14 protein-coding genes and 4 tRNA genes are annotated in these 19,727 nt (G+C 65.4%); all 18 read left to right on the top strand.

All coding sequences use genetic code 11. From position 1 onward, the window contains the following. The first annotated feature begins 4 nt into the window (after nucleotides 1-4). The 18 genes from ACW7GZ_RS07175 to rpsJ all read left to right on the top strand — a co-directional run bounded on the left by ACW7GZ_RS07175 (nucleotide 5) and on the right by rpsJ (nucleotide 19,721). Nucleotides 5-90, top strand: a tRNA-Tyr gene (locus ACW7GZ_RS07175). Between the two features lie 13 nt (nucleotides 91-103). Beyond that, nucleotides 104-177 (top strand) — tRNA-Gly (locus ACW7GZ_RS07170). A gap of 43 nt (nucleotides 178-220) precedes the next feature. Next, nucleotides 221-296 (top strand) — tRNA-Thr (locus tag ACW7GZ_RS07165). A 60-nt stretch (nucleotides 297-356) separates the two neighbouring features. Beyond that, nucleotides 357-1,547 (top strand): elongation factor Tu, encoded by a 1,191-nt coding sequence (tuf, locus tag ACW7GZ_RS07160; RefSeq protein ID WP_457008540.1) that lies wholly within the window; start codon nucleotides 357-359, stop codon nucleotides 1,545-1,547. Nucleotides 1,548-1,724: 177 nt separating this feature from the next. Then, nucleotides 1,725-1,800, top strand: a tRNA-Trp gene (locus ACW7GZ_RS07155). 24 nt (nucleotides 1,801-1,824) lie between these two features. After that, nucleotides 1,825-2,208, top strand: coding sequence for a preprotein translocase subunit SecE (gene secE / locus ACW7GZ_RS07150; protein ID WP_457008538.1), 384 nt, complete (start codon nucleotides 1,825-1,827; stop codon nucleotides 2,206-2,208). A 32-nt stretch (nucleotides 2,209-2,240) separates the two neighbouring features. Then, a complete protein-coding gene (nusG, locus tag ACW7GZ_RS07145; protein WP_449280113.1) occupies nucleotides 2,241-2,798 on the top strand; it encodes a transcription termination/antitermination protein NusG in 558 nt (185 codons plus the stop codon). 178 nt (nucleotides 2,799-2,976) lie between these two features. Further along, nucleotides 2,977-3,405 (top strand): 50S ribosomal protein L11, encoded by a 429-nt coding sequence (rplK, locus tag ACW7GZ_RS07140; RefSeq protein ID WP_457005631.1) that lies wholly within the window; start codon nucleotides 2,977-2,979, stop codon nucleotides 3,403-3,405. Nucleotides 3,406-3,409: 4 nt separating this feature from the next. Beyond that, nucleotides 3,410-4,108: a 50S ribosomal protein L1 gene (rplA, locus tag ACW7GZ_RS07135; RefSeq protein WP_457008537.1), complete on the top strand. Its 699-nt coding sequence runs from the start codon at nucleotides 3,410-3,412 to the stop codon at nucleotides 4,106-4,108. Nucleotides 4,109-4,457: 349 nt separating this feature from the next. After that, a complete protein-coding gene (gene rplJ, locus ACW7GZ_RS07130) occupies nucleotides 4,458-4,982 on the top strand; it encodes a 50S ribosomal protein L10 (protein ID WP_457005644.1) in 525 nt (174 codons plus the stop codon). 65 nt (nucleotides 4,983-5,047) lie between these two features. After that, nucleotides 5,048-5,419, top strand: coding sequence for a 50S ribosomal protein L7/L12 (gene rplL / locus ACW7GZ_RS07125; RefSeq protein WP_457005635.1), 372 nt, complete (start codon nucleotides 5,048-5,050; stop codon nucleotides 5,417-5,419). Between the two features lie 228 nt (nucleotides 5,420-5,647). Then, nucleotides 5,648-9,805 carry a DNA-directed RNA polymerase subunit beta gene (gene rpoB / locus ACW7GZ_RS07120; protein WP_457005637.1) on the top strand — a complete coding sequence of 1,386 codons (4,158 nt, stop codon included), beginning with the start codon at nucleotides 5,648-5,650 and terminating at the stop codon, nucleotides 9,803-9,805. Between the two features lie 89 nt (nucleotides 9,806-9,894). Next, the gene (rpoC, locus tag ACW7GZ_RS07115; RefSeq protein ID WP_457008535.1) at nucleotides 9,895-14,139 is read left to right on the top strand and encodes a DNA-directed RNA polymerase subunit beta'; all 4,245 of its coding nucleotides are present in this window, start codon (nucleotides 9,895-9,897) and stop codon (nucleotides 14,137-14,139) included. A gap of 353 nt (nucleotides 14,140-14,492) precedes the next feature. Continuing rightward, nucleotides 14,493-14,867: a 30S ribosomal protein S12 gene (rpsL, locus tag ACW7GZ_RS07110; RefSeq protein ID WP_343255887.1), complete on the top strand. Its 375-nt coding sequence runs from the start codon at nucleotides 14,493-14,495 to the stop codon at nucleotides 14,865-14,867. Between the two features lie 102 nt (nucleotides 14,868-14,969). Beyond that, on the top strand, nucleotides 14,970-15,437 hold the full coding sequence (gene rpsG, locus ACW7GZ_RS07105) for a 30S ribosomal protein S7 (protein WP_343279940.1): 468 nt from the start codon (nucleotides 14,970-14,972) through the stop codon (nucleotides 15,435-15,437). A 131-nt stretch (nucleotides 15,438-15,568) separates the two neighbouring features. Further along, nucleotides 15,569-17,659 (top strand): elongation factor G, encoded by a 2,091-nt coding sequence (gene fusA / locus ACW7GZ_RS07100; RefSeq protein ID WP_457008533.1) that lies wholly within the window; start codon nucleotides 15,569-15,571, stop codon nucleotides 17,657-17,659. A 52-nt stretch (nucleotides 17,660-17,711) separates the two neighbouring features. Further along, on the top strand, nucleotides 17,712-18,902 hold the full coding sequence (gene tuf, locus ACW7GZ_RS07095; protein ID WP_457008531.1) for an elongation factor Tu: 1,191 nt from the start codon (nucleotides 17,712-17,714) through the stop codon (nucleotides 18,900-18,902). A 507-nt stretch (nucleotides 18,903-19,409) separates the two neighbouring features. Next, nucleotides 19,410-19,721, top strand: a complete 312-nt coding sequence (rpsJ, locus tag ACW7GZ_RS07090) for a 30S ribosomal protein S10 (RefSeq protein WP_024891232.1) — start codon at nucleotides 19,410-19,412, stop codon at nucleotides 19,719-19,721. Nucleotides 19,722-19,727 lie beyond the last annotated feature (6 nt).

Below are 19,727 nucleotides of genomic sequence, written 5' to 3'. Positions count from 1 at the left end.
TGCTGGAGGGATACCCAAGCGGCCAACGGGGGCAGACTGTAAATCTGCTGGCTTACGCCTTCGGTGGTTCGAATCCACCTCCCTCCACCAGCTTCATCCCGGCGCGGGAGTAGTTCAACGGTAGAACCTCAGCCTTCCAAGCTGATGGTGCGGGTTCGATTCCCGTCTCCCGCTCCACCGCGGGGTATCATTGGAACCGCGGCGCCAGGGTACAACTCACGCTCACGTAGCTCAGTCGGTAGAGCACCTCCTTGGTAAGGAGGAGGTCACTGGTTCGATTCCAGTCGTGAGCACCATCTTCGTCCCGCAGCGGAAAGCGCGGGCCTCCATCCAACAGTTCAACGAGATACGCAATCATGGCCAAGGGTAAGTTCGAGCGCACCAAGCCCCACGTGAACGTGGGCACGATCGGTCACGTGGACCACGGCAAGACGACGCTGACGGCGGCGCTGACGAAGATCGGCGCGGAACGTTTCGGCGGCGAGTTCCATGCCTATGACGCGATCGACAAGGCGCCGGAAGAGAAGGCTCGCGGCATCACGATCTCGACTTCGCACGTCGAGTACGAATCGCCGACGCGCCACTACGCGCACGTCGACTGCCCGGGTCACGCGGACTACGTGAAGAACATGATCACGGGTGCCGCGCAGATGGACGGCGCGATCCTGGTGTGCTCGGCCGCCGACGGCCCGATGCCGCAGACGCGCGAGCACATCCTGCTGGCGCGCCAGGTCGGCGTGCCGTACATCGTGGTGTTCCTGAACAAGGCCGACATGGTCGACGACGCCGAGCTCCTTGAGCTGGTCGAGATGGAAGTGCGCGAGCTGCTGTCGAAGTACGATTTCCCGGGCGACGACACGCCGATCATCCATGGTTCGGCGCTGAAGGCGCTGGAAGGCGACCAGTCGGACATCGGCGTGCCGGCGATCATCAAGCTGGTGGACGCGCTGGACACCTGGATCCCGGAGCCGGAGCGTGACATCGACAAGACGTTCCTGATGCCGGTCGAGGACGTGTTCTCGATCTCGGGTCGCGGCACGGTGGTGACCGGTCGCATCGAGCGCGGCATCGTGAAGGTGGGCGAGGAAATCGAGATCGTGGGCATCCGCCCGACGGTCAAGACGACGGTCACCGGCGTCGAGATGTTCCGCAAGCTGCTGGACCAGGGCCAGGCGGGCGACAACGCGGGCCTGCTGCTGCGCGGCACCAAGCGTGACGACGTGGAGCGCGGCCAGGTGCTGTGCAAGCCGGGTTCGATCAAGCCGCACACGGAGTTCGAGGCCGAGGTGTACGTGCTGTCGAAGGACGAGGGTGGTCGCCACACGCCGTTCTTCAAGGGCTACCGCCCGCAGTTCTACTTCCGCACGACCGACATCACCGGTGCTTGCGAGCTGCCGGAAGGCGTCGAGATGGTGATGCCGGGCGACAACGTGAAGATGGTGGTGACGCTGATCAACCCGATCGCGATGGACGAGGGCCTGCGCTTCGCGATCCGCGAGGGTGGCCGTACGGTCGGCGCGGGCGTGGTTGCCAAGATCATCAAGTAAAGAGTCATATCCCGGCGGCCGTTGGCCGCCGCGATATGTGCTGACGTTGATCCGGCCTGCCAGCAGGCCGGATAACGCCAGCGGCCATCGGCTCACGCCGACGGCCTGTGGTAAACGCCGGGGCGAGTCGGGAGCGGCTCGCCGTTGGCGTCTAAGAGGTGCCAAATTTTTTTGTACACGCCAGTAGCTCAATTGGCAGAGCAGCGGTCTCCAAAACCGCAGGTTGGGGGTTCGAGTCCCTCCTGGCGTGCCATGCCGCAACGAAGGCGATAGCGACTTGAACAGCAGGGTCCAACACACGCAGAGCCAGACTTCGGCGGCCGACATTGCCAAGTACGTGGCTGCATCCCTCCTGCTGCTTGGCGGGCTGGTCGCGTTCTACTGGTTCGACGGCCAATGGCCGACGCCCCTGCGCGTGCTGGCCGTTGTTGCTGGCGTTGCCGCCGCGCTGGTGGTCTTCCTGACCAGCGCCAAGGGCCACCAGACCCGCGGATTCCTTTCCGAGGCCCGTTTCGAGCTGCGCAAGGTGGTTTGGCCGACGCGCCAGGAAGCGATGCGCATGAGCTGGGTCGTGATGCTGGTCGTTGTGATCATCAGCCTGCTGCTGGCCGGCTTCGACCTGGTCATCCAGTGGGTGATCCGCCTGCTGCTCGGCAACTGATGGAGATGTCTGAGTCGATGGAAAGCGAGATCATCAAGCGCTGGTACGTGGTTCATGCCTATTCCGGCTTCGAGAAGTCGGTGGCCCAGGCGCTGCGTGACCGCATCGTGCGCATGGAGATGGACGAGAAGTTCGGCGACGTCATGGTGCCGACCGAGGAAATCATCGAAATGCGCTCCGGCCAGAAGCGCCGTTCCGAGCGCAAGTTCTTCCCGGGTTATGTCCTGGTGCAGATCGCCACCCACGACGAGGGCGGGATTCCCCGCATCGACAGCGAAAGCTGGCACCTGGTCAAGGAAACCCCCAAGGTCATGGGCTTCATCGGCGGTACCGCCGCCCAGCCGCTGCCGATCCGGGACGAAGAGGCCGATGCCATCCTCGCCCGCGTCCAGGAAGGCGTGGAAAAGCCGCGTCCGAAGGTCCTGTTCGAAGCCGGCCAGATGGTCCGCGTCATCGACGGCCCCTTCAACGATTTCAACGGCGTGGTCGAGGAAGTCAATTACGAGAAGAGCCGCCTGCGCGTTGCCGTGCTCATCTTCGGCCGCTCGACCCCGGTCGAGCTGGAATTCGGGCAGGTCGAGAAGGCCTGATCCCGGCCGCTTGGCCGGGCGCCCCGGAGCTGCTATAGTTGGCGGCTTCCTGCCCGGAAATCGGGCAAATCGCAATGGCCGCCGCCCTGGCGGCCTTTGCGCGTGACGACGCGATACCGGGACGCGTGATTCCCGGCCCGATGGGGAGCCTGACAGGCGTTCGCACCCGGAGAGGACAATGGCAAAGAAAGTCATCGGTTACATCAAGCTGCAGGTCAAGGCCGGCCAGGCGAATCCGTCGCCGCCGGTGGGTCCTGCCCTCGGCCAGCGCGGCCTGAATATCATGGAGTTCTGCAAGGCGTTCAACGCCGCCACGCAGAAGCTCGAGCCGGGTCTTCCGACCCCGGTCATCATCACCGCGTACTCGGACCGCACCTTCACCTTCATCACCAAGTCGACCCCGGCTGCGGTGCTGCTGAAGAAGGCTGCCAACGTCCAGTCCGGTTCCAAGCGTCCGAACACCGAAAAGGTGGGCAAGGTCACACGCGCCCAGATCGAAGAGATCGCGAAGATGAAGGAAGCCGACCTGACGGCGGCCGACCTCGAAGCAGCAGTTCGCACCATCGAGGGCTCCGCCCGTTCGATGGGCCTGTCGGTGGAGGGCTGAGGACATGGCATTGACCAAGCGACAGAAGAGCAGCCAGGCCGCGGTCGTCCCGGGCAAGGCCTACGCCATTGACGACGCGCTGGCGATCGTCAAGGACAACAACAAGGCCAAGTTCGTCGAAGCCGTCGACGTGGCCGTGCGCCTGGGCGTCGATGCCCGCAAGTCGGACCAGCAGGTGCGCGGCTCGACCGTGCTGCCGCAGGGCACCGGCAAGTCGGTGCGCGTGGCGGTGTTCGCCCCGGCCGGCGCCAAGGCCGAAGAGGCCCTGGCCGCTGGCGCCGACATCGTCGGCATGGACGATCTGGCCGAGAAGATGCAGGGCGGCGACCTGAGCTACGACGTGGTGATCGCCACCCCGGACGCCATGCGCGTCGTCGGCAAGCTCGGCACGCTGCTGGGCCCGCGTGGCCTGATGCCGAACCCGAAGGTTGGCACCGTGTCGGCGAACCCGGGCGAGGCGGTCAAGAACGCCAAGGGCGGGCAGGTCCGCTACCGCACCGACAAGGCCGGCATCATCCACTGCACCATCGGCAAGGCCGACTTCGAGTCGGGCCGCCTGAAGGAAAACCTCGAGGCGCTGCTGATCGATCTGGTGAAGGCCAAGCCGGCCACCGCCAAGGGCCAGTACCTGCAGAAGATCTCGGTCAGTTCGACCATGGGCCCCGGCGTTGCCGTGGACCAGTCGACGCTGACGTTGAAGTAATCAGCAAGTTTTGAGGGCGTCGCCGAAGGCATGAAGCCGGAGGCGGGGCCGTCAAAGACCGCAGGCGCGGCCTGTGTGGCAACGACGACGGGCAGGGATGCTCGAACTGGCATGGATTCGCCGTCGTTGCTTCCGCAGGGCGCTTAATCCTCGAACCGCGCGAGCGGCGACGGGCCTGCGCAGATGGTTGCCGACCCTCCAGAAGATCATTGCTCCATCGATCCAAACGGAAAACGGCCACCACCGGGATGTCGCTTGCGGCGTCCCCGGCACCAAGGGACTGGTGCTGCCAAAGGACCAGCCCGGCGTGGACACGCCAGGCTGGATTGCGAAGTACGGAGGAAGTGCAATGGCTCTCAATCTGAACCAGAAGAAGGAAGTCGTTGCCGAACTGGCCGAGGTCGCCGCTACGGCGCACTCGCTGGTTGCCGCGGAGTACGTGGGCCTGACCGTCGAGCAGTTGACCAGCATGCGAAAGAAGGCGCGCGCCGAAGGCGTGTACCTGAAAGTCGCGAAGAACACGCTGGTCTCGCGTGCAGTCGAGGACACCGATTACGCCATCGTCAAGGATGAGCTGACCGGTCCCCTGCTGTATGCATTCTCGAAAGAAGACCCCGGCGCCGCCGGACGCCTGATCAAGGAGTTCGCCAAGGCGAACGACAAGCTGAAGCCGCGCCTCGTTGCGATCGGCGGGAAGAAGTACCCGGGCTCCCATGTGGATGTCCTGGCTTCGCTCCCGACCCGCGACGAAGCGCTGTCGATGCTGCTCAGCGTCATGGTCCAGCCCGCCACCATGCTGGTGCGCGTGCTGGCAGAGCCGGCCTCGCAGGTCGCCCGCGTCACGAGCGCGATTGGCCAGCAGAAGGCGGCTTGAGGCAACAGTTCGGTCGACAACCGACCACAGACGTTTTCCAACATTAGATAACCAGAGGTATCGAGATGTCCCTTTCCAACGAAGAGATCATCGAAGCGATCAGCAGCAAGACCCTCATCGAGGTGATGGAGCTGGTCAAGGCGATGGAAGAGAAGTTCGGCGTGTCCGCCGCCGCCCCGGTCGCCATGGCTGCCGGTCCGGCCGCCGCTGCCGCCCCGGTCGAAGAGCAGACCGAGTTCGACGTGATCCTGAAGTCGCCCGGCGACAAGAAGGTCGAGGTCATCAAGGTGGTCCGCGCGATCACCGGCCTGGGCCTGAAGGAAGCCAAGGACCTGACCGAAGCTGGTGGCACGGTCAAGGAAGGCGCTTCGAAGGAAGAAGCCGAGAAGGTCAAGAAGGACCTGGAAACGGCCGGCGCCACGGTCGAAGTCAAGTAAGCGTTGTCGCGTCGCCAGCGTGATCGGCGACCACCGGGGCTGGGGGCGTAAGCCCCCGGCCTTCGGCCGTTGAAGCGGCCGGATAGAACCGACACCGAGTCGGCAGTTGGAAGTGGCGGGAGAAGGCGTGCTGGTGCCGGCAATACCAGCGACTTCCAACTGGCGGTTCATTGTTCCCCCTGGGTCGCGCAGCGCGCGGCCCGCAGATGCCAAAGGCGGTAGCCCACCATGACGACGTCATATTCGTTCACCGAGAAGAAGCGCATCCGCAAGGACTTCGGCAAGCGCCGTTCGATCCTCGAAGTGCCGTTCCTGCTTGCCATCCAGGTCGACTCGTACCGCGAGTTCCTGCAGGCCGACAAGGACCCGGCGCGCCGCGACGACCGTGGCCTGCATGCCGCGCTCAAGTCCGTGTTCCCCATCACCAGCTACAACGGCTACGCAGCGCTGGAGTACGTCGGCTACAAGCTCGGCGACCCGGTGTTCGACGAGCGCGAGTGCCGCAATCGCGGCCTCAGCTACGGCGCACCGCTGCGCGTGACCGTGCGCCTGGTGATCTACGACCGCGAATCGTCGTCGAAAACCATCAAGTACGTGAAGGAGCAGGAGGTCTACATGGGCGAGATCCCGCTCATGACCGGTAACGGCACCTTCATCGTCAACGGCACCGAGCGCGTCATCGTGTCCCAGTTGCACCGCTCGCCGGGCGTGTTCTTCGACCACGACCGCGGCAAGAGCCACAGCTCGGGCAAGCTGCTGTACAGCGCCCGCATCATCCCGTACCGCGGCTCCTGGCTCGACTTCGAGTTCGATCCCAAGGACGCCCTGTTCACCCGCATCGACCGCCGCCGCAAGCTGCCGGTCAGCGTGCTGCTGCGCGCGCTGGGCTACAACAACGAAGAAATGCTCAACGAGTTCTTCGAGATCAACCATTTCCACATCGATCCCGAGGAAGGCGTGCAGCTGGCGCTGGTGCCCGAGCGCCTGCGCGGCGAGACCCTGGACTTCGACCTGGCCGATGGCGACCGCGTGATCGTCGAGGCGGGCAAGCGCATCACCGCGCGCCACGTCAAGCAGCTGGTCGATTCGGGCATCGAGGCCCTGGCTGTTCCGGACGTGTACCTGGTCGGCCGCATCCTGTCGCACGACGTCGTCGACGCCGCCACCGGCGAGCTCGTGGCTTCCGCCAATGACGAGATCACCGAGGAGATGCTGGAGGCGCTGCGCAAGGCCGGCATCGACCACGTCGGCACGATCTGGGTCAACGACCTGGATCGCGGCCCCTACCTGTCCAACACCCTGCGCATCGATCCCACCAAGACCCAGCTCGAGGCCCTGGTCGAGATCTACCGCATGATGCGTCCCGGCGAGCCGCCGACCAAGGATGCCGCGCAGAACCTGTTCCACAACCTGTTCTTCACCTTCGAGCGCTACGACCTCTCGGCCGTGGGCCGGATGAAGTTCAACCGCCGCATCGGCCGCAAGGAAACCACCGGCGCGCCGGTGCTGTACGACGCGCGCTACTTCGCCGAACGCAAGGACGATGACTCCGCGCGCCTGCGCGAAGCCAACGGCGACAGCTCCGACATCCTCGACGTGCTGAAGGTGCTGACCGAGATCCGCAACGGCCGCGGCGTGGTCGACGACATCGACCACCTCGGCAACCGTCGCGTGCGCTCGGTCGGTGAAATGGCCGAGAACGTGTTCCGCGTGGGCCTGGTCCGCGTCGAGCGCGCGGTGCGCGAGCGCCTGACCATGGCCGAGACCGATGGCCTGACCCCGCAGGAGCTCATCAACGCCAAGCCGGTCGCGGCGGCGGTGAAGGAGTTCTTCGGTTCGTCGCAGCTGTCGCAGTTCATGGACCAGAACAACCCGCTGTCCGAGGTCACCCACAAGCGCCGCGTGTCGGCACTTGGCCCGGGCGGCCTGACCCGCGAACGCGCCGGCTTCGAAGTGCGCGACGTGCACCCGACCCACTACGGCCGCGTCTGCACCATCGAGACCCCTGAAGGCCCGAACATCGGCCTGATCAACTCGCTGGCCGTGTTCGCGCGCACCAACCACTACGGCTTCCTCGAGACGCCGTACCGCAAGGTCGTGGACGGCAAAGTCACCGACGAGGTCGAGTTCCTCTCGGCGATCGAGGAGAACGAGTACGTCATCGCCCAGGTGAACGCGCCGCAGGATGCGAAGGGCAAGCTTGACGCACCCTTCATCGCCTGCCGTTTCCAGGGTGAGAACCTCCTCAAGCCGCCGAGCGAGATCCATTACATGGACGTCTCGCCGATGCAGACCGTATCGGTCGCGGCGGCGCTGGTCCCGTTCCTCGAGCATGACGATGCCAACCGCGCGCTGATGGGCGCGAACATGCAGCGCCAGGCCGTGCCGACGCTGAGGAGCGAAAAGCCGCTGGTGGGCACCGGCATCGAGCGCGCCGTGGCGCGTGACTCCGGCGTGACGGTGAACGCGAACCGGGGCGGCGTGGTCGAGCAGATCGACGCCGGCCGCATCGTGGTCAAGATCAACGAGGACGAGATTTCCGGCGAGACCGATGCCGGCGTCGACATCTACAACCTGATCAAGTACACGCGCTCCAACCAGAACACCTGCATCAACCAGACCCCGCTGGTCAGCGTGGGCGACGTGGTCGCGCGCGGCGACGTGCTGGCCGACGGTCCTTCGACCGACATCGGCGAGCTGGCCCTGGGCCAGAACATGCTGGTCGCGTTCATGCCGTGGAACGGCTACAACTTCGAGGACTCGATCCTCCTGTCCGAGCGCGTCGTCAAGGAAGACCGCTACACCACGATCCACATCGAAGAGCTCACCGCCGTCGCCCGCGACACCAAGCTCGGGCCGGAAGAGATCTCCGCCGACATCCCGAACGTCTCCGAGCAGGCGCTGAACCGCCTCGACGAGTCCGGCGTGGTGTACATCGGTGCCGAGGTGCGCGCAGGCGACATCCTGGTGGGCAAGGTCACGCCGAAGGGCGAGAGCCAGCTGACCCCGGAAGAGAAGCTGCTGCGCGCGATCTTCGGCGAGAAGGCGTCCGACGTTAAGGACAGCTCGCTGCGCGTGCCCCCGGGCATGGACGGCACGGTCATCGACGTGCAGGTCTTCACCCGCGACGGCATCGAGAAGGACAAGCGCGCCAAGCAGATCGAAGAGTCCGAGATCAAGCGCGTCAAGAAGGACTTCGACGACCAGTTCCGCATCCTCGAGGGCGCGATCTACAGCCGCCTGCGCGAGCAGCTGCTGGGCAAGGTCGCCAACGGTGGCCCCGGCGTGAAGAAGGGCGACACCGTGTCTTCGCTGGTGCTTGACGGCGTCAAGAAGTCCGACTGGCTGCAGCTGCGCATGAAGGACGACGACGCAGCCGATGCGATCGAGCGCGCGCAGAAGCAGCTCCAGGTCCACGAGGCGGAGTTCGAGCGCCGCTTCCAGGACAAGCGCGGCAAGATCACCCAGGGCGACGACCTCGCCCCGGGCGTGCTGAAGATGGTCAAGGTGTACCTGGCGGTCAAGCGCCGCATCCAGCCAGGCGACAAGATGGCCGGCCGCCATGGCAACAAGGGCGTGGTCTCGACCATCGTTCCCGTGCAGGACATGCCGCACATGGCCAACGGCGAGACCGTCGACATCGTGCTCAACCCGCTGGGCGTGCCGAGCCGCATGAACATCGGCCAGATCCTCGAGGTGCACCTGGGCTGGGCGGCAAAGGGTCTGGGCCAGAAGATCGACCGCATGCTGCAGGCGCAGGCCAAGATCGCCGACCTGCGGAAATTCCTCGACCAGATCTACAACCACGACGACAAGCTGCATGGGCAGCGCGTCGACCTCAAGCAGTTCTCCGACGAGGAGCTGCTGGTGCTGGCGAAGAACCTGACCGGCGGCGTGCCGATGGCGACCCCGGTGTTCGACGGCGCGGCGGAGGCCGAGATCAAGCACATGCTTGAACTCGCCGACCTGCCGATCAGCGGCCAGGCGCAGCTGTACGACGGCCGCACCGGCGATGCGTTCGAGCGCAAGGTGACCGTGGGCTACATGCACATGCTGAAGCTCAACCACCTGGTCGACGACAAGATGCACGCGCGTTCGACCGGCCCGTACTCGCTCGTCACCCAGCAGCCGCTGGGCGGCAAGGCGCAGTTCGGCGGCCAGCGCTTCGGTGAGATGGAAGTCTGGGCGCTGGAAGCCTACGGCGCGGCCTACACCCTGCAGGAAATGCTGACGGTGAAGTCCGACGACGTGCAGGGCCGCAACCAGATGTACAAGAACATCGTCGACGGCGAACACGAGATGGTCGCGGGCATGCCCGAGTCCTTCAACGTGCTGGTCAAGGAAATCCGTTCGCTCGCGATCAACATGGAGCTGGAAGAGAACTGAGGACGCAGCCCGGGGCAGGGCGCGCACGACGCGCCCGCCTCCGGTAAGCACCGCAGCCACGTCCTCGATTTCCGTTCCCGGAGAAACTCATGAAAGACCTTCTGAACCTGTTCAACCAGCAGCGCCCGGCGCTGGACTTCGACGCGATCAAGATCGCGCTCGCCTCCCCGGACCTGATCCGCTCGTGGTCCTTCGGCGAAGTGAAGAAGCCCGAGACCATCAATTACCGCACCTTCAAGCCCGAGCGCGACGGCCTGTTCTGCGCCGCCATCTTCGGGCCGGTGAAGGACTACGAGTGCCTGTGCGGCAAGTACAAGCGCATGAAGCACCGCGGCGTGGTCTGCGAAAAGTGCGGCACCGAGGTCACCCTGGCCAAGGTGCGCCGCGAGCGCATGGGCCACATCGACCTGGCCAGCCCGACCGCGCACATCTGGTTCCTCAAGTCGCTGCCGTCGCGCATCGGCCTGATGCTGGACATGACCCTGCGTGACATCGAGCGCATCCTGTACTTCGAAGCGTTCGTCGTCACCGAGCCGGGCCTGACGCCGATGGAGCGTGGCCAGCTGCTCAACGAAGAGCAGTACATGCAGATGCGCCAGGAGCACCAGGACGACTTCGACGCCGCCATGGGCGCCGAGGCCGTGTTCGACCTGCTGCGCACGATCGACCTGCAGGCCGAGCTGGTCCGCCTGAAGGAAGACATCGCCGCCACCGGTTCGGAGACCAAGCTCAAGCGCCTCACCAAGCGCATCAAGCTGGTCGAAGCCTTCCTCGAGTCGGGCAACCGCCCCGAGTGGATGGTCATGACCGTGCTGCCGGTGCTGCCGCCGGACCTGCGCCCGCTCGTCCCCCTGGACGGTGGCCGCTTCGCGACCTCCGACCTGAACGACCTCTACCGCCGCGTCATCAACCGCAACAACCGCCTGCGCCGCCTGCTCGAACTCAACGCGCCCGACATCATCGTGCGCAACGAGAAGCGCATGCTGCAGGAATCGGTTGACGCGCTGATGGACAACGGCCGCCGTGGCCGCGCCATCACCGGCACCAACAAGCGCCCGCTCAAGTCGCTGGCCGACATGATCAAGGGCAAGCAGGGCCGCTTCCGCCAGAACCTGCTCGGCAAGCGCGTCGACTACTCGGGCCGTTCGGTCATCGTGGTCGGCCCGACCCTGCGCCTGCACGAGTGCGGCCTGCCGAAGAAGATGGCGCTGGAGCTGTTCAAGCCCTTCATCTTCGCCAAGCTGCAGCGCCGTGGCCTGGCCACGACGATCAAGGCCGCGAAGAAGCTGGTCGAGCGCGAAGAGGCCGAGGTCTGGGACATCCTCGAAGAGGTGATCCGCGAGCACCCGGTGCTGCTCAACCGTGCGCCGACCCTGCATCGCCTCGGCATCCAGGCGTTCGAGCCGGTGCTGATCGAGGGCAAGGCCATCCAGCTGCACCCGCTGGTCTGCACAGCGTTCAACGCCGACTTCGACGGTGACCAGATGGCCGTGCACGTCCCGCTGAGCCTCGAGGCCCAGCTGGAAGCGCGTGCGCTGATGATGTCGTCCAACAACATCCTGTCGCCGGCCAACGGCGAGCCGATCATCGTGCCGTCGCAGGACGTGGTGCTGGGCCTGTACTACATGACCCGCGCGCTCGAGAACACCCCGGGCGAAGGCATGGCGTTCGCCAACGTCTCCGAGGTCAAGCGCGCCTATGACAACAAGGCCGCCGGCCTCCACGCCAAGGTCAAGGTGCGCATCACCGAGACCGTGGCCGACGAGGAAGGCAACCGCGAGAAGAAGACCTCGATCGTGGACACCACGGTCGGGCGCGCCCTGCTGGCCGAGATCCTGCCCGACGGCCTGCCGTTCGCGCTGGCCAACACCGAGCTGACCAAGAAGAACATCAGCCGCCTGATCAACAGCTGCTACCGCATGCTGGGCCTGAAGGACACGGTCGTGTTCGCCGACAAGCTGATGTACACCGGCTTCGCGTACGCCACGCGCGCCGGCGTCTCGATCGGCATCGACGACATGATCATCCCCGACGAGAAGAAGGGCATCCTGGCCGAAGCCGAGACCGAGGTGCTGGAGATCCAGCAGCAGTACCAGTCGGGCCTGGTCACCGCCGGCGAGCGCTACAACAAGGTGGTCGACATCTGGTCGCGCACCAACGAACGCGTCGCCCAGGCGATGATGAAGACCATCGGCACCGAGATCGTGACCAACGCCAAGGGCGAGAAGATCGAGCAGAAGTCGATGAACTCGGTCTTCATCATGGCCGACTCCGGCGCGCGTGGTTCGCAGGCGCAGATCCGCCAGCTGGCCGGCATGCGCGGGCTGATGGCCAAGCCCGACGGCTCGATCATCGAGACCCCGATCACCTCGAACTTCCGCGAGGGCCTGAACGTCCAGCAGTACTTCATCTCGACCCACGGTGCCCGAAAGGGCCTGGCGGATACCGCGCTGAAGACCGCGAACTCCGGCTACCTGACCCGTCGTCTGGTCGACGTGGCCCAGGACGTGGTGATCACCGAGACCGATTGCGGCACCCTCGACAGCCTGACCATGACTCCGATCGTGGAAGGCGGCGACGTGGTCGAGCCGCTGAAGGATCGCGTGCTGGGCCGCATCGTGGCCGAGGACGTGTTCCTGCCCGGCGACGACGAGGATCCGATCGTGACCCGCAACACCCTGCTCGACGAAGCCTGGGTGCAGAAGCTCGAGGACGCCGGCGTGCAGACCATCCAGGTCCGCTCGACGATCACCTGCGAGTCGTCCTTCGGCGTGTGCGCGCACTGCTACGGCCGTGACCTCGGCCGTGGCCACCTGGTGAACCTCGGCGAAGCCGTGGGCGTGGTCGCCGCGCAGTCGATCGGCGAGCCCGGCACCCAGCTGACGATGCGCACGTTCCACATCGGTGGCGCGGCCTCGCGTGCGGCGGCGATCGACAACGTGACCGTCAAGACCACCGGCTCGGTGAAGTTCAACAACGTCAAGTCGATTTCGCACTCCGCCGGCCACCTGGTGGGCGTGTCGCGCTCGGGCGAGATCTCGGTGCTCGACCAGCACGGTCGCGAGCGCGAGCGCTACAAGCTGCCCTACGGCGCGACCATCAACGCGAAGGACGGCATGGCGGTGAAGACCGGCCAGACCATCGCGACCTGGGACCCCCACAATCACCCGATCGTGTCGGAAGTGAAGGGCGTGATGCGCTTCGTCGACTTCATCGACGGCGTGACCGTGATCGAGAAAACCGACGACCTGACCGGCCTGGCCTCGCGCGAGATCACCGATCCCAAGCGTCGCGGTTCGCAGGGCAAGGACCTCCGCCCGACCATCCGGATCGTCGACGCCAAGACCGGCGAAGGCCTCAACATCCCGGGCACGGACCTGCCGGCGCAGTACATGCTGCCGCCGCGCTCGATCGTCAACATGCAGGACGGCGCCGAGGTCGGCGTCGGCGACGTGGTCGCGAAGATCCCGCAGGAAGCGTCGAAGACCCGCGACATCACCGGTGGTCTGCCGCGCGTGGCCGACCTGTTCGAGGCGCGCAAGCCCAAGGACCCGGCGATCCTCGCCGAGAAGTCGGGCGTGGTCAGCTTCGGCAAGGACACCAAGGGCAAGCAGCGCCTGATCATCAAGGGCGTGGATGGCGACGATCACGAAGAGCTGATCCCGAAGTACCGCCAGATCATCGTGTTCGAAGGCGAGCACGTCGAGAAGGGCGAGACTGTGGTGGACGGCGAGCCGAGCCCGCAGGACATCCTGCGCCTGAAGGGCGTCGAGGAACTTGCGTCGTACCTGACCAAGGAAATCCAGGACGTCTATCGCCTGCAGGGCGTGAAGATCAACGACAAGCACATCGAGGTGATCGTCCGCCAGATGCTGCGCAAGGTCGAGGTCACCGACGCTGGCGACAGCACCCGTTTCCTCAACGGCGAGCAGGCCGAGCGCCAGCGCGTCATCGAGGCCAACGAGAAGCACAACGCCAAGGGCGAGCTGCCGGTGCACTACGACCCGGTGCTGCTGGGCATCACCAAGGCCTCGCTTGCGACCGAGTCGTTCATCTCGGCCGCGTCCTTCCAGGAAACCACCCGCGTACTGACCGAGGCCGCCGTCCGCGGCACCCGTGACAGCCTGCGCGGCCTGAAGGAGAACGTCATCGTCGGCCGCCTGATTCCTGCGGGCACCGGCATGGCGTACCATGCACAGCGTCGCAAGAACGCCTCGGGGCTGACTGAGTCCGAGATGGAGACCCTGTCCGGGGTCGCCGTGGCCGACGAGGTCATGGTCCAGGATGCACCTGTCGAGAACGCCGCCGCCGCAGGCGAGGGCGCGGAAGACTGATACACCGTTAGTGACGGCCCCCAAGGGGGCCGTCCCAGATCCCGAAATGAGGTGCCATGGAGGCGCTTCGTGTTCGGCCCAGGAAGGGCGGGAAAGAAGACTGCGGCCTTGGCCGCGTCCCGGTTGACGGGGCGCCGCCTGCCGCGTCCTTGCATGCGTTGACGCTGGCCGTCGGCGCAAGCTATACTTTTCCGTCTCGGCAGGCCGGGTTGAATCCGCCTGCCTTCGTTTTTCGCGTACGGAACCTGGACCGTGCGGCCGGCGGATCCCTTCGGGGAGCGCTACCAGAGCCGGGCCCAGGCCCGCCACACACCACCGCGGGCCGCGTGCCCGGAGCAGAAGACCCGACACTGATGGCAACGATCAACCAGCTTGTGCGCAAGCCGCGCAGCCCGGAAACCTACCAGAGCAACTCGCCTGCGCTGCAGAACTGCCCGCAGCGTCGCGGCGTGTGCACGCGTGTGTACACGACCACCCCGAAGAAGCCGAACTCGGCCCTGCGCAAGGTCGCCAAGGTGCGCCTGACCAATGGCTACGAGGTCATCTCCTACATCGGTGGCGAAGGCCACAACCTGCAGGAGCACTCGGTGGTGCTGATCCGCGGCGGTCGCGTCAAGGACCTGCCCGGCGTGCGCTACCACACCGTCCGCGGCTCGCTCGACGCCGCCGGCGTTGCGAAGCGCAGGCAGGCCCGTTCCAAGTACGGCGCCAAGCGTCCGAAGGCTTGAGTGTCCCGGGCGTCCTGCCCGGGAGGGTTTTCGCGAGGCGGGTAATGTCCCGCCATCCGGAACAAACGGCGGGCCAGTGCCCGCCCTACAGAGAATCGAACAATGTCGCGTAAAGGAAATACCCCGCAGCGCTCGGTGCTGCCCGACCCGAAGCACGGTAGCGAAACCATCGCCCGCTTCATCAACATGGTGATGTACAGCGGCAAGAAGTCGGTCGCCGAGAAGATCGTGTACGGCGCCATGGACGTGATTGGCGAGAAGAACCCCAATCCGCTCGAGGTCGTCGAGAAGGCCCTCGGCAACATTTCGCCGACGGTCGAGGTCAAGTCGCGTCGCGTCGGCGGTGCCACCTACCAGGTGCCGGTCGAAGTGCGCGCTTCGCGCCGCATGGCGCTGGCGATGCGCTGGCTGATCGACTCCGCCCGCAAGCGCGGCGAGAACAGCATGCCGCGCAAGCTGGCCGCCGAGCTGATCGACGCCTCCGAGAGCCGCGGTGGCGCGGTGAAGAAGCGCGAGGAAACCCATCGCATGGCCGAGGCCAACAAGGCGTTCGCGCACTACCGCTGGTAATGGCGCGCGGCCGGGACGCTTCGCGTGCCGGCCAAGTGATTGCGTAACCGGGTGCCGCCGCAGGGCGGCATTCGGCCTTTCGAACCAATTCGCACGTCCGCAGCCTGTGGACCAAATACAGAGAGATCGCCGTGGCCCGCACCACTCCCATCGACCGCTATCGCAACTTCGGCATCATGGCCCACATCGATGCCGGCAAGACCACCACGTCCGAGCGCATCCTGTTCTACACCGGTGTCAGCCACAAGCTGGGTGAAGTGCACGACGGTGCCGCCACCATGGACTGGATGGAGCAGGAGCAGGAGCGCGGCATCACGATCCAGTCGGCGGCCACGACCGCGTTCTGGTCGGGCATGGACAAGTCCCTGCCGCAGCACCGCTTCAACATCATCGACACCCCCGGGCACGTCGACTTCACGATCGAAGTCGAGCGCAGCCTTCGCGTGCTCGACGGTGCCGTGTTCGTGCTGTGCGCGGTCGGCGGCGTGCAGCCGCAGTCCGAGACCGTGTGGCGCCAGGCGAACAAGTACCAGGTGCCGCGCATGGCGTTCGTCAACAAGATGGACCGCACCGGTGCCAACTTCGACAAGGTCGTCGGCCAGCTGAAGTCGCGCCTGGGCGCGAGCCCGGTGCCGATGCAGGTGCCGATCGGTGCCGAGGACGGTTTCGAGGGCGTCATCGACCTGCTGAAGATGAAGGCGATCCGCTGGGATTCCGCCTCGCAGGGCATGGTGTTCGAAGTCAGCGAAATCCCCGCCGAGCTGGCCGACAAGGCCGCCGAGGCGCGCGCGTTCATGGTCGAGTCCGCGGCCGAGGCCAATGAAGAGCTGATGGACAAGTACCTGGAGGGCGGCGAGCTCTCCATCGAAGAGATCATCGGCGGCCTGCGCGAGCGTGTCATCAAGGTCGAGATCGTGCCGGTGTACTGCGGCACCGCGTTCAAGAACAAGGGCGTCCAGGCGATGCTCGACGGCGTGATCCAGCTGCTGCCGTCGCCGATCGACCGTCCGGCGGTGCAGGGCCTGAACGAGAGCGAAGAGATCGAGACCCGTCCCGCCGACGACAAGGCTCCCTTCTCGGCGCTGGCGTTCAAGATCATCACCGACCCGTTCGTCGGCTCGCTGACGTTCTTCCGCGTGTACTCGGGCGTTCTCAACGCCGGCGACCAGGTCTACAACCCGATCAAGTCGCGCAAGGAGCGCATCGGCCGCCTGCTGCAGATGCATTCCAACGATCGCGCCGAGATCAAGGAAGTCCGCGCCGGGGACATCGCCGCGGCCGTGGGCATGAAGGACGTCGCGACCGGCGACACGCTTTGCGCGCAGGACGCGATCATCACCCTGGAGCGCATGGTGTTCCCGGAGCCGGTGATCTCGATGGCGGTGGAGCCCAAGACCAAGTCCGACCAGGAAAAAATGGGCGTCGCGCTCGGTCGCCTCGCGCAGGAAGATCCTTCCTTCCGCGTGCGCACCGACGAAGAGTCCGGCCAGACCATCATCGCCGGCATGGGCGAGCTGCACCTGGATATCCTGGTCGACCGCATGAGGCGCGAGTTCAACGTCGAAGCCAACGTCGGCAAGCCGCAGGTCGCCTACCGCGAGACCATCCGCAAGACGGTCAAGTCGGAAGGCAAGTTCGTGCGCCAGTCCGGCGGCAAGGGCCAGTTCGGCCACGTGTGGCTGGAGATCTCGCCGCAGGAAGCGGGCAAGGGCTACGAGTTCGAGAACGCGATCGTCGGCGGCGTGGTGCCCAAGGATTACATCCCGGCCGTCGACAAGGGCATCCAGGAAGCGATGGCCAACGGCATCCTTGCCGGCTATCCGATCGTCGACATCAAGGTGAAGCTGTACGACGGCTCCTACCACGAGGTCGACTCCTCGGAAATGGCGTTCAAGATCGCCGGTTCCATGGGCTTCAAGGAAGGCTTCAATCGTGCCTCGCCGGTCCTGCTCGAGCCGATCATGAAGGTCGAGATCGTCAGCCCCGAGGATTACCTGGGTGACGTGATGGGTGACGTCAGTCGCCGTCGCGGCATCCTCCAGGGCCAGGACGACAGCCCGTCGGGCAAGATCATCAACGCGATGATCCCGCTGGGCGAGATGTTCGGCTATGCCACCACCCTGCGCTCGATGTCGCAGGGCCGCGCGACCTTCACCATGGAGTTCGACCATTACGCGGACGCGCCGGCGAACATCGCCGACGAAGTGGTGAAGAAGAAATAAGCGGCGCCGGAAACGGCAACCAAGTCAACCAACTTTCGAAGAGACTGCAATCATGGCCAAGGGTAAGTTCGAGCGCACCAAGCCCCACGTGAACGTGGGCACGATCGGTCACGTGGACCACGGCAAGACGACGCTGACGGCGGCGCTGACGAAGATCGGCGCGGAACGTTTCGGCGGCGAGTTCCATGCCTATGACGCGATCGACAAGGCGCCGGAAGAGAAGGCTCGCGGCATCACGATCTCGACTTCGCACGTCGAGTACGAATCGCCGACGCGCCACTACGCGCACGTCGACTGCCCGGGTCACGCGGACTACGTGAAGAACATGATCACGGGTGCCGCGCAGATGGACGGCGCGATCCTGGTGTGCTCGGCCGCCGACGGCCCGATGCCGCAGACGCGCGAGCACATCCTGCTGGCGCGCCAGGTCGGCGTGCCGTACATCGTGGTGTTCCTGAACAAGGCCGACATGGTCGACGACGCCGAGCTCCTTGAGCTGGTCGAGATGGAAGTGCGCGAGCTGCTGTCGAAGTACGATTTCCCGGGCGACGACACGCCGATCATCCATGGTTCGGCGCTGAAGGCGCTGGAAGGCGACCAGTCGGACATCGGCGTGCCGGCGATCATCAAGCTGGTGGACGCGCTGGACACCTGGATCCCGGAGCCGGAGCGTGACATCGACAAGACGTTCCTGATGCCGGTCGAGGACGTGTTCTCGATCTCGGGTCGCGGCACGGTGGTGACCGGTCGCATCGAGCGCGGCATCGTGAAGGTGGGCGAGGAAATCGAGATCGTGGGCATCCGCCCGACGGTCAAGACGACGGTCACCGGCGTCGAGATGTTCCGCAAGCTGCTGGACCGGGGCCAGGCGGGCGACAACGCGGGCCTGCTGCTGCGCGGCACCAAGCGTGACGACGTGGAGCGCGGCCAGGTGCTGTGCAAGCCGGGTTCGATCAAGCCGCACACGGAGTTCGAGGCCGAGGTGTACGTGCTGTCGAAGGACGAGGGTGGTCGCCACACGCCGTTCTTCAAGGGCTACCGCCCGCAGTTCTACTTCCGCACGACCGACATCACCGGTGCTTGCGAGCTGCCGGAAGGCGTCGAGATGGTGATGCCGGGCGACAACGTGAAGATGGTGGTGACGCTGATCAACCCGATCGCGATGGACGAGGGCCTGCGCTTCGCGATCCGCGAGGGTGGCCGTACGGTCGGCGCGGGCGTGGTTGCCAAGATCATCAAGTAAAGAGTCATATCCCGGCGGCCGTTGGCCGCCGCGATATGTGCTGACGTTGATCCGGCCTGCCAGCAGGCCGGATAACGCCAGCGGCCATCGGCTCACGCCGACGGTCTTGACGATGCCGGCGGGGCGCGGGCTCCTCGCAATTTGTTGGCCGAAGGTGTTGCGCGGCTGGCGGATAGGTGTCTATAATGTCCGACTACTTCGGCAAGTCCCTTCGGGGGCGCGCCGGAACCGCGAAATGAGGAGCAGGACGCACCTCGTTTTCGCCAGACAGGGAACACGTCGCGCGGCAGTACCCCGGTCCCTCCCGAAGTTCTTCGGGACATAGCGGACCAGGGGAATTGTCACGTTCGCTTCTCCGTCTGGGCGGACCGGGTCACCGGTCTGCCTTGTTTTTTGCAGGGAAGGTCGCCAGGGCGCGGGTCGTCAGTCCTGGTTGCCAATGAATCCATTTGGGGTTCCGCGCACCCAGCCGCGGGCCTGTCGCTCTTTTAACGAAGGAATTCCGTCATGGCGGACCAAAAGATCCGGATCCGGCTGAAGGCGTTCGATCATCGACTGATCGACCGTTCGGCCAGCGAGATCGTCGAAACGGCCAAGCGGACCGGCGCCCAGGTGCGCGGCCCGATCCCGTTGCCGACCAAGATCGAGCGCTACACCATCCTTACGTCGCCGCACGTCGACAAGGACGCGCGCGACCAGTACGAAACCCGCACGCACAAGCGCGTGCTCGACATCGTCGACCCCAACGACAAGACCGTGGACGCGCTGATGAAGCTCGAGCTCGCGGCTGGCGTCGACGTCCAGATCAAGCTGACCTGAGGCCAC

The sequence above is a fragment of the Luteimonas sp. A537 genome, from assembly GCF_054052065.1.
Note: the sequence above shows the minus strand (reverse complement) of the source record. Positions and strands in the feature narration are given on the sequence as shown.

Excerpts from the sequence above, each read along its gene's own strand:
- rpsG (WP_343279940.1), top strand. The coding sequence starts at position 14,970 with ATGTCGCGTAAAGGAAATACCCCGCAGCGCTCGGTGCTGCCCGACCCG.
- rpsL (WP_343255887.1), top strand. The coding sequence starts at position 14,493 with ATGGCAACGATCAACCAGCTTGTGCGCAAGCCGCGCAGCCCGGAAACC.
- rpoC (WP_457008535.1), top strand. The coding sequence starts at position 9,895 with ATGAAAGACCTTCTGAACCTGTTCAACCAGCAGCGCCCGGCGCTGGAC.
- rplA (WP_457008537.1), top strand. The coding sequence starts at position 3,410 with ATGGCATTGACCAAGCGACAGAAGAGCAGCCAGGCCGCGGTCGTCCCG.
- rplJ (WP_457005644.1), top strand. The coding sequence starts at position 4,458 with ATGGCTCTCAATCTGAACCAGAAGAAGGAAGTCGTTGCCGAACTGGCC.
- rplL (WP_457005635.1), top strand. The coding sequence starts at position 5,048 with ATGTCCCTTTCCAACGAAGAGATCATCGAAGCGATCAGCAGCAAGACC.
- rplK (WP_457005631.1), top strand. The coding sequence starts at position 2,977 with ATGGCAAAGAAAGTCATCGGTTACATCAAGCTGCAGGTCAAGGCCGGC.
- rpsJ (WP_024891232.1), top strand. The coding sequence starts at position 19,410 with ATGGCGGACCAAAAGATCCGGATCCGGCTGAAGGCGTTCGATCATCGA.
- rpoB (WP_457005637.1), top strand. The coding sequence starts at position 5,648 with ATGACGACGTCATATTCGTTCACCGAGAAGAAGCGCATCCGCAAGGAC.
- tuf (WP_457008540.1), top strand. The coding sequence starts at position 357 with ATGGCCAAGGGTAAGTTCGAGCGCACCAAGCCCCACGTGAACGTGGGC.
- tuf (WP_457008531.1), top strand. The coding sequence starts at position 17,712 with ATGGCCAAGGGTAAGTTCGAGCGCACCAAGCCCCACGTGAACGTGGGC.